General features: G+C 40.3%; 25 protein-coding genes. 3 read left to right on the top strand and 22 right to left on the bottom strand.

Features of this window, described 5'->3' with window-relative positions:
* Positions 1 to 59 precede the first annotated feature (59 nt).
* A complete protein-coding gene (locus DNJ75_RS10285; protein ID WP_117003375.1) occupies positions 60 to 431 on the top strand; it encodes a hypothetical protein in 372 nt (123 codons plus the stop codon).
* A 29-nt stretch (positions 432 to 460) separates the two neighbouring features.
* On the opposite strand, the gene DNJ75_RS10280 is transcribed toward DNJ75_RS10285, so the two are convergent.
* The 3 genes from DNJ75_RS10280 to DNJ75_RS10270 are packed head-to-tail and all read right to left on the bottom strand — an operon-like array spanning position 461 to position 3,120.
* Positions 461 to 2,314, bottom strand: coding sequence for a phage terminase large subunit family protein (locus DNJ75_RS10280; protein ID WP_117003374.1), 1,854 nt, complete (start codon positions 2,312 to 2,314; stop codon positions 461 to 463).
* A complete protein-coding gene (locus DNJ75_RS10275) occupies positions 2,262 to 2,576 on the bottom strand; it encodes a hypothetical protein (protein WP_117003373.1) in 315 nt (104 codons plus the stop codon). The genes DNJ75_RS10280 and DNJ75_RS10275 overlap by 53 nt, the downstream gene beginning before the upstream one ends.
* Positions 2,569 to 3,120: a terminase small subunit gene (locus DNJ75_RS10270; RefSeq protein WP_117003372.1), complete on the bottom strand. Its 552-nt coding sequence runs from the start codon at positions 3,118 to 3,120 to the stop codon at positions 2,569 to 2,571. The genes DNJ75_RS10275 and DNJ75_RS10270 overlap by 8 nt, the downstream gene beginning before the upstream one ends.
* A gap of 369 nt (positions 3,121 to 3,489) precedes the next feature.
* Between DNJ75_RS10270 and DNJ75_RS10265 the strand changes: the two genes are divergently transcribed.
* Together DNJ75_RS10265 and DNJ75_RS10260 are read left to right on the top strand one after the other, a co-directional pair.
* Positions 3,490 to 3,669 (top strand): type II toxin-antitoxin system HicA family toxin, encoded by a 180-nt coding sequence (locus DNJ75_RS10265; RefSeq protein WP_117003371.1) that lies wholly within the window; start codon positions 3,490 to 3,492, stop codon positions 3,667 to 3,669.
* 14 nt (positions 3,670 to 3,683) lie between these two features.
* The gene (locus DNJ75_RS10260) at positions 3,684 to 4,094 is read left to right on the top strand and encodes a type II toxin-antitoxin system HicB family antitoxin (protein WP_157968301.1); all 411 of its coding nucleotides are present in this window, start codon (positions 3,684 to 3,686) and stop codon (positions 4,092 to 4,094) included.
* On the opposite strand, the gene DNJ75_RS10255 is transcribed toward DNJ75_RS10260, so the two are convergent.
* The 19 genes from DNJ75_RS10255 to DNJ75_RS10160 all read right to left on the bottom strand — a co-directional run bounded on the left by DNJ75_RS10255 (position 4,091) and on the right by DNJ75_RS10160 (position 12,723).
* A complete protein-coding gene (locus DNJ75_RS10255) occupies positions 4,091 to 5,050 on the bottom strand; it encodes a hypothetical protein (RefSeq protein ID WP_117003369.1) in 960 nt (319 codons plus the stop codon). The two genes, DNJ75_RS10260 and DNJ75_RS10255, sit on opposite strands and share 4 nt — an antisense overlap.
* Before the next feature lie 15 nt (positions 5,051 to 5,065).
* Entirely contained in the window at positions 5,066 to 5,479 is a 414-nt protein-coding gene (locus DNJ75_RS10250; protein WP_117003368.1) for a hypothetical protein, read from the bottom strand.
* A 29-nt stretch (positions 5,480 to 5,508) separates the two neighbouring features.
* Complete coding sequence (locus DNJ75_RS10245; RefSeq protein WP_117003367.1) at positions 5,509 to 5,931, bottom strand: hypothetical protein; 423 nt, start codon at positions 5,929 to 5,931, stop codon at positions 5,509 to 5,511.
* Between the two features lie 16 nt (positions 5,932 to 5,947).
* Positions 5,948 to 6,241 carry a single stranded DNA-binding domain-containing protein gene (locus DNJ75_RS10240; RefSeq protein ID WP_117003366.1) on the bottom strand — a complete coding sequence of 98 codons (294 nt, stop codon included), beginning with the start codon at positions 6,239 to 6,241 and terminating at the stop codon, positions 5,948 to 5,950.
* A complete protein-coding gene (locus DNJ75_RS10235; protein ID WP_117003365.1) occupies positions 6,234 to 6,419 on the bottom strand; it encodes a hypothetical protein in 186 nt (61 codons plus the stop codon). Before DNJ75_RS10235 ends, DNJ75_RS10240 begins: the two co-directional genes overlap by 8 nt.
* On the bottom strand, positions 6,412 to 6,789 hold the full coding sequence (locus tag DNJ75_RS10230; RefSeq protein WP_117003364.1) for a RusA family crossover junction endodeoxyribonuclease: 378 nt from the start codon (positions 6,787 to 6,789) through the stop codon (positions 6,412 to 6,414). Before DNJ75_RS10230 ends, DNJ75_RS10235 begins: the two co-directional genes overlap by 8 nt.
* A 2-nt stretch (positions 6,790 to 6,791) precedes the next feature.
* Entirely contained in the window at positions 6,792 to 7,535 is a 744-nt protein-coding gene (locus DNJ75_RS10225; RefSeq protein ID WP_117003363.1) for a phage antirepressor KilAC domain-containing protein, read from the bottom strand.
* 182 nt (positions 7,536 to 7,717) lie between these two features.
* The gene (locus tag DNJ75_RS10215) at positions 7,718 to 8,206 is read right to left on the bottom strand and encodes a siphovirus Gp157 family protein (RefSeq protein ID WP_117003361.1); all 489 of its coding nucleotides are present in this window, start codon (positions 8,204 to 8,206) and stop codon (positions 7,718 to 7,720) included.
* A complete protein-coding gene (gene bet, locus DNJ75_RS10210; protein WP_117003360.1) occupies positions 8,193 to 9,017 on the bottom strand; it encodes a phage recombination protein Bet in 825 nt (274 codons plus the stop codon). Before bet ends, DNJ75_RS10215 begins: the two co-directional genes overlap by 14 nt.
* Positions 9,018 to 9,035: 18 nt before the next feature.
* Positions 9,036 to 9,227, bottom strand: coding sequence for a hypothetical protein (locus tag DNJ75_RS10205; protein ID WP_117003359.1), 192 nt, complete (start codon positions 9,225 to 9,227; stop codon positions 9,036 to 9,038).
* A 57-nt stretch (positions 9,228 to 9,284) separates the two neighbouring features.
* Complete coding sequence (locus tag DNJ75_RS10200; protein ID WP_117003358.1) at positions 9,285 to 9,806, bottom strand: hypothetical protein; 522 nt, start codon at positions 9,804 to 9,806, stop codon at positions 9,285 to 9,287.
* Between the two features lie 86 nt (positions 9,807 to 9,892).
* A complete protein-coding gene (locus tag DNJ75_RS10195) occupies positions 9,893 to 10,075 on the bottom strand; it encodes a hypothetical protein (RefSeq protein ID WP_117003357.1) in 183 nt (60 codons plus the stop codon).
* 1 nt (position 10,076) lies between these two features.
* Positions 10,077 to 10,859, bottom strand: a complete 783-nt coding sequence (dcm, locus tag DNJ75_RS10190; protein ID WP_117003356.1) for a DNA (cytosine-5-)-methyltransferase — start codon at positions 10,857 to 10,859, stop codon at positions 10,077 to 10,079.
* Positions 10,856 to 11,083 (bottom strand): hypothetical protein, encoded by a 228-nt coding sequence (locus DNJ75_RS10185; RefSeq protein WP_117003355.1) that lies wholly within the window; start codon positions 11,081 to 11,083, stop codon positions 10,856 to 10,858. The genes dcm and DNJ75_RS10185 overlap by 4 nt, the downstream gene beginning before the upstream one ends.
* Before the next feature lie 2 nt (positions 11,084 to 11,085).
* Positions 11,086 to 11,280, bottom strand: a complete 195-nt coding sequence (locus DNJ75_RS10180) for a helix-turn-helix domain-containing protein (protein WP_117003354.1) — start codon at positions 11,278 to 11,280, stop codon at positions 11,086 to 11,088.
* Between the two features lie 11 nt (positions 11,281 to 11,291).
* Positions 11,292 to 11,501, bottom strand: coding sequence for a hypothetical protein (locus DNJ75_RS10175; protein ID WP_117003353.1), 210 nt, complete (start codon positions 11,499 to 11,501; stop codon positions 11,292 to 11,294).
* 1 nt (position 11,502) lies between these two features.
* Positions 11,503 to 11,703, bottom strand: a complete 201-nt coding sequence (locus tag DNJ75_RS10170; RefSeq protein ID WP_117003352.1) for a hypothetical protein — start codon at positions 11,701 to 11,703, stop codon at positions 11,503 to 11,505.
* Between the two features lie 172 nt (positions 11,704 to 11,875).
* On the bottom strand, positions 11,876 to 12,229 hold the full coding sequence (locus DNJ75_RS10165; RefSeq protein WP_117003351.1) for a helix-turn-helix transcriptional regulator: 354 nt from the start codon (positions 12,227 to 12,229) through the stop codon (positions 11,876 to 11,878).
* Positions 12,226 to 12,723, bottom strand: a complete 498-nt coding sequence (locus DNJ75_RS10160) for a DUF6475 domain-containing protein (protein WP_150468951.1) — start codon at positions 12,721 to 12,723, stop codon at positions 12,226 to 12,228. The genes DNJ75_RS10165 and DNJ75_RS10160 overlap by 4 nt, the downstream gene beginning before the upstream one ends.
* Positions 12,724 to 12,904: the final 181 nt, after the last annotated feature.

Here is a 12,904-nt window from a genome sequence, read left to right as displayed (position 1 = left end):
TTTTTAAAATCTATTCTTAATTCAAAATTTGCTTCAAATACCAAAGAGGTGCTATCGTCATGTATGATATATTGCATAATTTTCTTAATTCCTTAGTAGAAAATGAAATCAGCTATTTGCTCGTAATTCTTATCTTTACTCTATTTTATAGTTTTTCCAAAATCCGCAAGAGTTTAGACCAGCTGTGTTATTTTCAAAGTCAAAATGCTGAGATGCTAAAAAAGCAAACTGAATTATTGAGCCATATTGCAGACACATATGACCAAATATCTGAGAACTGTTGCAGCATAGGTGAAATCGAATCTGACATTTCACAAATTCGACATACAATGGACGTTATTCATAAATATCGCCTTCCTGATAAAGAAGAGCAAGAACTTCTCGATCGTATAAAGTTAGATAATGAGTTCTCAAAAAAAACAGGCTTATAAATATACTCACTTTGATAAGTCTACCCTTGTTAAAGCTTATAGCCTTTTTTAGTGCTCACTTTCTTGAGCTTCTTTGTTTCTTTCAATAACTGCTGCAGTTTTAAGTTCAAATCAATATTCGTAATTCTTAATGCAGCCAGTGCGTAGATATAGGTATCTAACGCCTCGTTGCGCTTATCAGGGGCAACATTGTGCCATTCGTATTTGGGGAATCCTTTTTGATAACGCAGCAAACGCTTTTCAGCGGTCAACTGCCCAAAATAGCGCTCATCACAAATATTAGCATCAAAGTGGATCACGCTAGCGCCTTGGCTATCACTGAGCTTTAAGCGATTGTATAAAATACTTTTGCCCTCATCGGTGCCAATGTTATATAAATCAAAGGCTTTTTTATTGGGCACACGCTTACGACTGGGTGCGGATACAAAGGGATGCTCACCACCGCGCCCCTTAATCGCAAACGGCAAACCAATTCGACTATGGCGCACATAGTCATATGCTTTTGATGTCATGTTATTGGTGCCACCAGTATCCAAACAGGCAAAGGATATAGGTAATTGTTTACCGCAAACATGTAAGTAACGCTTACAAGTTAGAAATTGTGTCAACTCACGCCAAACCTCATCCTCACTGGTTTCACCATGAAAGATTTTGTAATCAATAACCCAACTCTCTTCATCTACACCCCAACCAACGGCTTGCAGCTCGATTCTATCCTGCTGCACATCAATGCCTGCGGTGATTAAAGCAACACCTTCTGGCAAGGCTTGCCAATGCTCAACGCGGGCAAGTAAACTGCCTGCTTCGACCTGCTCACCTTCCTCCTCCCACGTTTCGGCAAGAGATACATTAACAAAGGTTTTTAAATCACCCGTTTGTTTTTTCTCTAAGAACGATTCAACAATATCAGCAAAGGTTCTAAACGGACTGTACAGCTCGTTTAAATGGAAACTGGCATGCCCAGTAAACGCCATATTTGCCCGCCATTGCCCTTTACGCAGCATCGCAAGTTTTTGCCCATCATTGATTAAGCTGCCACAATGTTCACACGTATAATGCGCGCTGTGTATATCATGCTTGCCTTTGTCACTGTGCCATGTAACATTTGCCCACTTAAGCGTTTGATATTCCTCACAATGCGGGCATGGCACATAGTATTGCCGCTGATCGCCTGATAGATAACTCATCTCAACAAAAGATGCACCTTTGTGCGTTGGTGTGCTCGTGATTAATAGCTTGCGCTTACTGCCAAAGGTTGCCGCACGTTGCCACAACAAATTAACAGGATGCCCCTCACTGGTGCGCTCATAACCGTCAACCTCATCGGCATAAATCTTCGGTGCTGAACGTCCGCGCATGGTATTGGGTGAGCCTGACCAACTGAGCATTAAAAAGCCACCATGATAGGATTTCATCTTTTGATTATTAACGCCCTCACGTCCGCGCGGCTTTGCTAAGCAATCGCGTATACTTGGGCAGTTGTCTACCATCGGGTTGAACTTTGTTTCAAGCCAAGTTTTAACATCCGACTCTGACGGCTGCATCACAATCTGTGATTCTGGTTGATGTTGAATATAGTAACCCAAGCTGTTGTTAAGTATTGAGGTTTTACCTAACTGTGCCCCAAACATTAAGGTAATCTTATTGACCTTGGGATTTTCAATCGCCTCAAACACCCCTTTTTGGTATTCAATAGTGCGCCATCTGCCAGGCACGGCAGACGTGCCCGCAGGCAAATAAACATGTGACTCTGACCAGTCACTAATGCCCATGTCTTTAACTGGCTTAAAGTGCTGTTCAAAGGTTTGCTTGATTAGTTCAGATAGCACGTTAGTCAAAAATAATGCTTTCAAGTCTTTGGTATTCTGCGTGTGTAATGTCATCTGTCACAAGTAAATCACCAATAATCATCACGGCAACATCTCGCGGTAGCGTTTCAACATAGTCCACTAGAATCTCTCTATCAGCGTCTTTTTCAGATAATATTGATCTAAACAGTTCTGTAAATTTAGTTGTTGTCGTATATAACTGCCCACTCAGGGACGCATACCTTAAGCCAGAAAGATGCAAAGCATCAACATACGCTCGTTCTTTTATTTCGGCAATGTTTGGAATCAAGTCATTTTCTTCATTCATATCAATCATTATTCTGTTCTCCTGTGGTTAGTTTATCTAATGTTTCATCAATACCATCGCATGCGGCATACATCGCATCTTTAAGCTCGGCAGTGAGGATTTTTTTGAACACGTCTTTATCGGTTTCGCCTACTAACGTGGTTTCAACACGTTCGGGAATACCTAATAGTTTATTGCGCATCATGCCTAGCACTTCTGCCAACGCATGCTCTAACTGCTCAGCATCGATTGCTTTACTAGATGCCAATCGCGCTTTGATTTCTTCGTTTTCAGCTTGGGCATCGGTTAAGCGTAAACGTGCGATCTTAATCTTTAAGTCAAGCTCCTCGCCATTTTGTAAGTCATCATATTTATTGGCTTTTCTTTGTGCTTCTTCTTGTAAACGCCACTTAAATAAATCCGCTGTATTAAATGACCACGCTTTACCACGTCCACCTTTTTTAACATATGGGCAACCACGCCTCACCCAGTTATCAATTGTAATAACGTCAAAGCCAAAAGTATCAGCTGCTTGCTGTCGTGTAACAATATTCCCCTTGATTATTGTCGGCATCTAATCCCCGTAACTAAACCTAAACCCCAAACTCAAAAAACCACGCAGAAAGTGTTTTCTGCGCGTATCAAACCTGCCCGCTTTCAAGCCTCCGGAAGTACCTTAAAGCCTTTGATATCAGGGATTGTAGCAAGTGACTGTCTAGCAGTTTGTGCAATGTCTTATGAAATGTAGAGTGATTGTCGCTTTTATCATACGCAATGCAAAGCCATACACTACAAGGGTTTTAATATGGGGTAGTCGACCAATCACCCCATATTAACCCTATATTTATTTAGCATGAAATATTTATCATTTTTGATAATTTTTCCTTGACGTTTTTATCATTTTTGATAAACTAAAAATATAGCAAGCACGGAGCGTCATTGAATGAAGTACAGTGAGTTTAGAAAATGGTTAAAAGACAATGGCGCGACATTCAAAAAAGCAAAAGGCAGCCATTTCAAAGTATATTTAAATGGACGCCAGACCATCTTCCCTGACCATGGTGCAAAAGAAATCGGTAAAGGGTTGGTTGAAAAAATAAAGAAAGACCTAGATTTGAAATAATGCGAGGTGACCTGATGAAATATAATATTAATATTCAAGAAGATAGCAACGGCGAGTACTTAGTTACATTCCCTGATGTGCCCGAGGCAGTGACAACTGTTGAGAAGCTAACAGAATTGCATACCCAAGCAGCTGATGCGCTTGTCTCTGCCTTTGATTTTTATATTGAAGATAAAAAGCCCATTCCAATACCTCAAAATATTGGCGTCGATTACATTACCTTACCAGTTGGTCTGGCTGCCAAAGTATATCTTTATAACGAATGGTTAGCGTCTAACCTTAAAAAAACAGACATTGCTAGTAAAATAGGGATCGCGCCATCAAATTTAGATAGACTATTCAATCTGCGTTATCGCTCTAAGATTGAAGCAATCGAGCAGGCTTTGGGTGCTTTTGATAAACATTTAGACATCAGGGTTATCTAAAACAACTCAGACTGTTTTTTATTCTCGGGCTCAATAATATGACCCGTTACCTCTAAAACAGTGTATTTATCGCTATTTGCAACAATCTCACCTTTTGAATTCAAATCATATTCCATCTGCATTATACAAGGAACTTTAACACCTGCATAAAGGCGGCGAATCTCGCCTTCTTGCACTTTCCCTATAAATTTCTTATCTAAAACACTTGCTTCAATTTTCTTATTATTATAAACAAACTCCCACTTTGATGAGCCAAGAAGGTCTGGTTTTTTTAATGCTAACTCTACTTCTAATGGCTCCATCTTGACAGTGTTATAAACATTCTCAACTACTGCTTGGGACATTTCGTGGTAATCTTTACTAACGATTTCAATATTTTGAGACTTTGTGCTCACAGACACGTGACTACGATCACTGCTTGCGACATTATTAATAAACTGGATGGTTAATTGATCAATTTTATTATTTTCAAAAAACGCTTCACCTATATTTTTAGGCACCTCAAAGACCGCATTCTCTGCATTTTTTATCAATGCACTTTCATCATTATAGGTAATATCCTTAGCTTTTCTGCCTTTCAAATGCTTTTTAATTTGGAGGAAGTTGACAAATCCTTGCAGAACTTCATTTGCAATTGATGTGCATGCTAGTATATCAGGAATATATTTTGTGATCACGTCAATGATTGTTTTAAAGCTGCCTTGCTCATTTGCTTTAATCTCAAGTCTAACAAAACAGCTAGGGTCAACCACTTTTGCGCTCTCTCGAACTAAGCCAATAGTGTCCTTAATCAACTTGGAAAATATCTCAGCATCTATTGTATTTGCGCCACCAAATACCACCTCAAAATCATCTATGCTTTCTGCGAACTCCTGTTGCACCCTACCACTTCCATTTTGCAAAAAAACTTTTATAGGTGAGAATGTAGCAAAATTTTTATCTTTTAAAAAGAACATTACGACACCATCTATTCAAAACAAACACAACTGCCGTTGACCGCTCTTATCAACGGGCTTTACTCTCTGCTCAACATAACAATTAAGCACCGTCTTTTTAGTCACGCCTAGCACTCTGGCGATGGTATCGGCAGTTGCTCCGGCTTTAGCTAGAGTGCGTGCCGCCCATTCTTTTTCCTTAGCGTCATCAATCTTTAAATTATCTTTTCGCACATAGATAGCTTGACCGCCAAAGTGATCAGAAAGCTTTCTAAGCACATCATGCGGCAATACTTTTTTAAGCGCACCACAGGATTTATTGGCATACATCGGAAAGTAGATTTTATTACGCTTATTGGTGCACGCCACATCGTAAATGATATCAGCGTATTTCTCGCCAACCACATTACGAATCATTTTGTAGCCTACTGATAGTGTTAACTCCTCCATAATACCCTCCTGATACTCCAGTCATTCAATTAATGGTAAACAAAGTTAGTCGTTGGTAGCCTGAGCTGTAGAAATTTAGCCGTGTGTGAATTTTTATAGGCAATTTGCTTTTGGACTTCTGGTGACTCCAAAGCAATTTTAGCGGCTTCGCTTGTACTGATTTTACGTTTATTCTTCATTGATGACAGTGTGTTAGCGGGCAAGTTGTAATGAATTTCAAACTCGCGCATGTTCTTAAAGTAAACATCATTGACTGTAAAATCGGTATGTTTGACTGACCTGTTTAATGTGTAAGCGCTGCCAATGTACGCAAGCGTTTGCTCAATGTTTAAATAATTCTTTGAGAAAGCTTTAAGAAAATAGCCATGTGAGCATGAAATAGTGCCTTGCTCGCGCAAGTGTGAAAAAAGCATTTTCTTTGACTTAAATTGTTTGTTGTCATATGTATACATCTGCCTAACTCCTCCCTTAAAACGGTATTGAATCGTCATCAAAATCATTTAACTGCTGCATAGTTGGCTGTGGTTGCGACTGAGTGCTTACTCCCTGCTGTTGGGTGTTGTCACGCGGTGGAAATACCGCTAGCCATACGCTACCATCATCAGCTTGCTGTAATGCCGCTAAATTGAAACTTGCATCAAGCTTTAGCTTTATCCCATGTTGCGTTTGGAATACTTTGCCAATCGTTTTATTGATATATTTCTTTTGTCCGTCTTGTCCGGTGTAAGTGCCCGTTGTGGCAACAATATTATGATTATGCATGCTGTTGATTCCTGTTATTCCCGTTTTTCCCATTCTCTTTGTTAATCACCATGAAATATTTTTTAATCACTGCATTAGGGATTTTGAGCCATTGCAGCGGTTGTATTTCTCCTTGTTTTTCCATCTTTGCGATAATCCGCGCTGCTTTCCATTCTTGATTTTTTGCAACCTCAATCATGCTCTGAAGCTCCTATTGCTTTAATTTTAACGCTACAACTTCCACCTCGTTTTTTAGCTAACATACGCACATACAGCGTTTTGATTTGACTGTCATCGTTAATCATTCGCGCTTTCTTAATCCCATCAAATAAGGACTTCAATGCGTTATCAACATCACGGACGCGGTTATCCGGTGGACTAAGCAAAACGATGAGCTTAGCATCACCAGTAATCGGCTTAATAACACGCCCGCATTGCTCAACAGCATCAAAATAAAGCTGATTTCTAAACTTTACATGTCGCTTTGATAAGCACTTTTTACCGCTTTTGGTGGTCACATAAAGATTATTGACACTTGGCGGGTAATCCGTTGTGAACGCATACTGCATAACTACGCTGCTTTCTGTTCAATCAAAGGCAAAACAGCTGCTGCTTTTAATCTGTCATATAAAAATAAACGCCCCTTCTGCGTCCACTTCGTTGTCATTTTGATTTCATCAAGACCGTTATTGTGTTTGATATTAATTGTCTCGGAATGTGTATAGCCTTGTGCGTGATACTTGCTGTACAGTAGCCACTGCCCACTTTGGTAATATTGTATGCCCAAGTCATTCAACAGCTTATTCATAGCGCGACCGCTTTTGCCGTAATCTTTAGCAATCTGAGTAATGGTAACCAATGAAGTCGACTTTAAAATCATATCGACATAATCAGCCTTTGGCTTATATTCACCTATTAACTGATCTTTTTTGGTGTTTTCGATTAGCAAACTTTGATTCTGCTCATATTGCAACGCCCAAGCTCTAGCTGCTTCTGCCGGATTGCTAAAGTTTGGTAGGTTTGATTGTGATTTAGCTTCTAACTCTTGCCAACGGTCAACAAGTCGAGCTGTAAACTCAGGGCTTAGTTGAGCCACTATGACATAGCTGTCGCGCTTGCCTATTAGGTAAACCTTTTCAACCACACCATTAGCCGACTTTTCCCCATCCTCAATTTGAGGACAGCCAATAAGTTTTTTCTCTAGCAATGTGTCTATAGTGCGCTTAACATTATCATGCCTTTTTTCTACTAAAGCAGCAATCTCGCGGCTAGACATCGTTAACTTATCATTATTCAAAACGGTTAAATTTTTCACTCTAGATTCCTCCAAACATTATGAAATTTTGCACTAATCATTAGCATTGCCATCGTTGCCAGTAAGTAAAAAACTGTGCCTATCAAAAGCGGTGAGCATACCCACCACCATGACCATGCAATTAAACCGATTACTTTTAAGGTTAAGAAAATTAAAAATAGTACGATAAACATTTGCATTTCCTACTTAATCAATACACTCGGCTCACCATATTGCAAACAAGCTCCAGTAATTGCCTCACCGTTTTTAATCGCGCGCTTTAGCTCGACCTTGTTAGCATCAACGCTGATACGCTTGTATTTCTCTGGCAGCATATCAACGTTAGACACATGCACTTGCTCGCTTGGCATGCGCCAACTCACCATGATTTGCGCGTCTTTGAACTTCTCACCCTCTGCCATGTTTTTAGCCAGATAGGTTTTAATCGACTCAATACGCTTTTTAAGCGATTGCTCCCACTTCAAAAACTTTGTTTTTTCATTGTTTACAGCAGTCAATTCAGCATCTAAATTTTTAATGTATTTACCCAAATTGAGTACTTTTTCCTTACGCGCTATCTTAAGGTCTGTTAGCTTTTGGGTATCTAGTTCTGCAATTACTTCACCCGTTTCAGCGTCAACTGCTTCGCAGACAATCTGCATAATTTCTTGATTAATATCATATAGCTTCATGATCGATTACCTTTGATTCTTTGTATTGCTCTAATATCTCAGCAAAGTTATTGAATACGCGCGCACAACTATCTGCGTCACTAGATATAAGCTTTGCATATGCAGCAAACTGCTGCATTTGTTTAGTGTTCATCCCTTCAGACTTCAATTTTGAGAAAATCTTATTTGCTGTTGGATGTGTTGCTGGTTTTTGCTTAGGCTGCTCATTCTGTGGCGTGACATCGATTGGCTCACTTGGCGGTGGTAACTCCTCTTTCGTATATGGCATGCCACCAAGCTCAACACTAAATGCACGCCTAAATCCTTGTGCTATAACGACTTTTTCAAGCATTGTTCTAGGTTTTGATGCCCACATTTCATTTTCCTGCGCATATTCACTTAAGTGCACTTTGTGCTTATACGGCTTATCCCAATCTTTTCGATATATTTCAATCTTTGCCACCATGTCACCAACAGGATAATTAACCGTTACGTCAAAATACTCACCTGTTTTTTTATTCCTGCGCTTGATGGTTTTGCTTTTAATTTCGCAATTGCCTTCTGTCCATGCATACCAACCATTTAACTGACCGCTACGCTCAGCACGTTTTATATAAACTTCATAGCCAACGATAATATTGAAATTATCACCATATTTGACGCCATATATCTCCCTCGTAAACGGATTGAGATTAAACGCCTTAGCAAGCTCAATAAATTGTGTTCTGTGTACTGGATTTAAATCATTACCCATTGACTCCAGATACTTGCCAATTTGCTCATCGGTAACAACTGTGACCTGATTATTGACGGTCTGCACTTCTTGACTCATCGCCTCCCTCCCAAGAGTTTAAATAAATAAATTACCTTCGTTATCAAGCCAAGCCTGAAGCGCGTCTAAAGAGGAAAAAGTAAGCTTCCCATTAAAGACGCACTCAGCCCCCACCTCCCCGCTGGCGTGCAAAGTAATGCTTGATAAAGTTTGACTTTGTAATAACTGCTGCTGCGCTTTCGTGAATGCTGTGTTTCTTGTTATACTCATTGCTTAACCTTAAAAATGGAGTTTTCACTATGGCTTTAAACTTGACTGCCCCAAACCCTAGACCTGTACCAGATGGATGGGATAGAGGCATGCCACCGCCAAAATAAGTGTACTTAAAGAAAACCCAACAAATAGGCTGACAATCGCCAATTTATAACATTTGCTTTTACTCTGATTAGATTTGATATTTTCTGAGATCGATGCTTGAAAGCTCATTGCATCCGCATACAAAAACAATCTGTAGGGTTCATCAATAACGCCTGTGCACATATAATCACTTGGTTTTTCTGCTCTTGCTCGATACTTGCGCGCATACACACCAAGCAAACAAAACAACATGCAAACCAAGAAACCTATCGCAATGATAAAAATCGCTGCCGATACTTTTGTGAACTGCATAGCCGTAAATAATGCTGGAATAGCAACAATTGAGAAACTGAGCAATTTGAATAGCTTGTCGTCTAAGACTTTTTGCGTCTCCAGACTTGTATCTAGCTCTTTTTCTAACTGCGCAAATATATGCTTCGCTTTATCTGTTGTAACATACTTCCAGTCTGTTATTTTCTGAAGTTCATTCATTCGTAAGCATTCCTTTTTTGTTGTGAGGTCAATATTACCAACCTGCTTCACTCAAGTTTGTGTAACTTGACTTCACAATCCATCAGCTAAACAAACCCAAGCACGTCACGCTTGAGCATTTCTTTGACAAACTCGCTCACATCAAAGGCTTTAAGCACTCGAGTTAGCACCTGCTTTTTTGATTCTGTCTGCTTTTGTTCACAGACTAAGGCAAGCAGTACAACTTGCTTTAGCTCTGAGAACTCAGAAAATGTGATTAAAGCCCTCATATTAACCCTGCAAACCGCTAAACAAATGCGCTATAACGTCAACCGTAAAAGCATTGCCTAGTGCTTTGTAGCGTTGTGTATTGCTCACTGATGCCGTATATCCTCGCGGTAATGTTTGCAAAGCTTCGCATTCCTCTGGTGTGTATCGTCTTGTTTTACCATTCACCAGTAGTAAATCCATATCACTATGATTACCGCCACTGTGACCACCACCGGTCAAACAGGATGCTTTAAGTTGATTGTTTTTAGGCGTAAGCTTTTTACTTACTTTCACATAACCAGAGCCGACAATATCAGCTAATACAATGCCTTTATCGCCTGGCTGTTTTACCGCAGGAATATTAGTCCAATAAAGCCTAACTCTATTTTGAGCACTCACCAGAGCACTATTAATTTTGATAGGCTTAACACCTAGCTCTTGCGTAATGACGTCTTGATGCTTCTGCTCCATGTTGACATTTTCAAACAAAAAATAGCACGGCTTATTTTCTTTAAGCACTCTCGCAAACTCAAAAAACAACTTACTTCTGTTGTCATTAAAGTTTTTCTGTCTCCCCGCAAAGCTAAAGCCCTGGCAAGGTGAGCCGCCAACAATCAAATCATAGTCCTGCGCAGTAACCGTTGTTACACAGCCAAGCTGTTTAGTCATCGGGTAGTTAGACTGTGTTACTTTGATTGCATGGCTATCAACTTCGCTAGCATGGTATTCTGAGCAAGCAATACCCGCTCTGTTTAGAGCGACTTGTGCGCAACTAATACCATCGAATAAGCTTAAAACTTTCATGTCCTGCCACGCCCCGTCACACCTAAAGTAACATTCTCACATCTAACCCAATGGATATCCTCAGGCTCACATTCATCTACGTTTGGATCGCACAGCCCAACCAGACATTCAGAAAAACAAACCGTTGCAACAGCGTGCATAGTTTGTTCCTTCGTGCGCGGGTTTGAATATGTACAATACATCTCAGCTGTCCACTTTTGCTTTTTAAACTCTTCAATAGTCATAACTACTCCTTAACTAATTTATAAACCGCATACTTTTTGCTACTCTCAGAAATCTCCGTTTTAATCGGGTAACCTTTCTGGCGTAGCTCAAAAATCCGCGCACCAAGGCGCATACAGCCATATTTGTGCAGTGCCTCAAGTGGCGTGATACTGCCGTTGTCTTTTAAGTGATTTAATATCTCTAGTGATTGGTGCATACCATTCCCTCCTAACTTTGCTGATAAACGCTCTTGGCGTTTGAATATCCAAGCATATACGCCTTAAACAACTGATTAGCCTCACCATCTTGGTACCAATTACCTTTTCCCTCGCGCATTTCTTCTCTTGACTCCCTGTCTAACCTACATCTAAAGGCGCCATAGCGCATGGCGTTTTCAAAACCTACAAGTACAGCATCAAATTCTTTTGTTCCGAACATTTCACAACCCCGCATTTCGACGTAAATAGGGCGCCAATGAACGAACACCATCCTTTGGCTGTCTAACTACGTATTTTATAAAAAAGTCGCTTACAGGCGATTTATGAGCGCTTTTAACGTTCTCAGCCGCCTCAATCTCTTCACGGTCAATATCAATCAATCGCTTAGTGCGGTATTTCAACATAGCATTAGTTGTTTTCATGGCTTAGCCTCCACGCTTTGCGTAATTCTAAAATTTGTTGAAAATCTCCTTTTAGCCTCAAGCCATGACATCTACCGCATACCCGATTAATTAATTTGCCGGGACGACCCCTGTCAGGAACTGTCGCAGGATTTAGCCCACATATTTCGCATAATCTCTTTTTAGACATCGCTTAGCCCTCCGTGGTTCCATTTTTAACTGTATACACTTCACCCTTTTTGGTGATATCAACAAATCGTTCAATATCTTCGCGTTTCCAAAATACGCGACTACCCATTGAAATTTGCGCAGGAAAAGCGTTTGCATGCATTTGTTTGTATATCCAGCACTGCTTGCGCCCGACAATGTTTTCAACATCACGCAACGACAAAAGCTCTTTTTTGATTCCTGTCGTGCCCCTAGCTGTTTCTAGCCTTTGAACTTTGTCAGCTAAATATTCAACCATTTGGGTTAATCGCTCAATATTTTGTGTGATTGGCTGAACTTCCGCTGATACAACTCCTCTGAAAGCATCTTCAAAACTCATGCTGCACCTCCTTGGATTTCCTTAAGCGCAATTTTATTTCTTATCTCTGCCATAATTTGCTTAGCACTGCCTTTGTTGCCAGAGACATACGCAAGCTGTTTGTTGACCTCTGATTCGCTGAGATAACTACAGCTAATGCTGTTAATGGTTGCTAAACCGTTTTCTCGGTCACAAATTCCTGTGAAATATGGTTTCGTTTCCATTGGTGTTCTGCTATAGCTAACATAGGCTTTCATAAAGTCTTTCTTCAAAAACTCCAACTGCTGAATCGTGCTGCAGCATAAATGATGCCAACCACCTACAGCCCCTAGCGCCATATGGATAACCTTATCGTCAAATGCCACCGTAGCATATGCACCAAAGCGCGCTATCGCATCGTAAACTGATTGCCATGCCATAATCGCGCGACTATCGGCATCAATTAAGCACGCATTGCGAAGCTCGGCAATCGTTGGGAATGAGTTGTAAACTCTTTGATTCAACAGTTTTTTCACGCCCGCCTTAAAATCAGCGCTATCAATATCACTTAGCAACTCAAAATAAATCTCTAGGACTTACGCATTGATGACAGCGTGATTATGTGCTAGTTCCCCTGTATACTTACCAAAAATGGATGTTGATAGGCTTTAACCAAGCATGACAAGAGCAATAACACGACCACCAACAGCTCAATGT

This window comes from Cysteiniphilum litorale (assembly GCF_003428165.1).
In the GTDB taxonomy this organism is placed as follows: Bacteria; Pseudomonadota; Gammaproteobacteria; order Francisellales; family Francisellaceae; genus Caedibacter; species Caedibacter litoralis.
This window is presented reverse-complemented; position numbering and strand designations above follow the sequence as displayed.

Coding starts and splice junctions, on each gene's coding strand:
- DNJ75_RS10265 (WP_117003371.1), top strand. CDS start 3,490: ATGAAGTACAGTGAGTTTAGAAAATGGTTAAAAGACAATGGCGCGACA.
- DNJ75_RS10250 (WP_117003368.1), bottom strand. CDS start 5,479: ATGGAGGAGTTAACACTATCAGTAGGCTACAAAATGATTCGTAATGTG.
- DNJ75_RS10245 (WP_117003367.1), bottom strand. CDS start 5,931: ATGTATACATATGACAACAAACAATTTAAGTCAAAGAAAATGCTTTTT.
- DNJ75_RS10205 (WP_117003359.1), bottom strand. CDS start 9,227: ATGAGTATAACAAGAAACACAGCATTCACGAAAGCGCAGCAGCAGTTA.
- DNJ75_RS10195 (WP_117003357.1), bottom strand. CDS start 10,075: ATGAGGGCTTTAATCACATTTTCTGAGTTCTCAGAGCTAAAGCAAGTT.
- DNJ75_RS10170 (WP_117003352.1), bottom strand. CDS start 11,703: ATGAAAACAACTAATGCTATGTTGAAATACCGCACTAAGCGATTGATT.
- DNJ75_RS10200 (WP_117003358.1), bottom strand. CDS start 9,806: ATGAATGAACTTCAGAAAATAACAGACTGGAAGTATGTTACAACAGAT.
- DNJ75_RS10260 (WP_157968301.1), top strand. CDS start 3,684: ATGAAATATAATATTAATATTCAAGAAGATAGCAACGGCGAGTACTTA.
- DNJ75_RS10275 (WP_117003373.1), bottom strand. CDS start 2,576: ATGATTGATATGAATGAAGAAAATGACTTGATTCCAAACATTGCCGAA.
- DNJ75_RS10175 (WP_117003353.1), bottom strand. CDS start 11,501: ATGTTCGGAACAAAAGAATTTGATGCTGTACTTGTAGGTTTTGAAAAC.
- DNJ75_RS10180 (WP_117003354.1), bottom strand. CDS start 11,280: ATGCACCAATCACTAGAGATATTAAATCACTTAAAAGACAACGGCAGT.
- DNJ75_RS10255 (WP_117003369.1), bottom strand. CDS start 5,050: ATGTTCTTTTTAAAAGATAAAAATTTTGCTACATTCTCACCTATAAAA.
- DNJ75_RS10165 (WP_117003351.1), bottom strand. CDS start 12,229: ATGAGTTTTGAAGATGCTTTCAGAGGAGTTGTATCAGCGGAAGTTCAG.
- dcm (WP_117003356.1), bottom strand. CDS start 10,859: ATGAAAGTTTTAAGCTTATTCGATGGTATTAGTTGCGCACAAGTCGCT.
- DNJ75_RS10280 (WP_117003374.1), bottom strand. CDS start 2,314: ATGACATTACACACGCAGAATACCAAAGACTTGAAAGCATTATTTTTG.
- DNJ75_RS10185 (WP_117003355.1), bottom strand. CDS start 11,083: ATGACTATTGAAGAGTTTAAAAAGCAAAAGTGGACAGCTGAGATGTAT.
- DNJ75_RS10215 (WP_117003361.1), bottom strand. CDS start 8,206: ATGAAGCTATATGATATTAATCAAGAAATTATGCAGATTGTCTGCGAA.
- DNJ75_RS10230 (WP_117003364.1), bottom strand. CDS start 6,789: ATGCAGTATGCGTTCACAACGGATTACCCGCCAAGTGTCAATAATCTT.
- bet (WP_117003360.1), bottom strand. CDS start 9,017: ATGAGTCAAGAAGTGCAGACCGTCAATAATCAGGTCACAGTTGTTACC.
- DNJ75_RS10235 (WP_117003365.1), bottom strand. CDS start 6,419: ATGATTGAGGTTGCAAAAAATCAAGAATGGAAAGCAGCGCGGATTATC.
- DNJ75_RS10240 (WP_117003366.1), bottom strand. CDS start 6,241: ATGCATAATCATAATATTGTTGCCACAACGGGCACTTACACCGGACAA.
- DNJ75_RS10285 (WP_117003375.1), top strand. CDS start 60: ATGTATGATATATTGCATAATTTTCTTAATTCCTTAGTAGAAAATGAA.
- DNJ75_RS10270 (WP_117003372.1), bottom strand. CDS start 3,120: ATGCCGACAATAATCAAGGGGAATATTGTTACACGACAGCAAGCAGCT.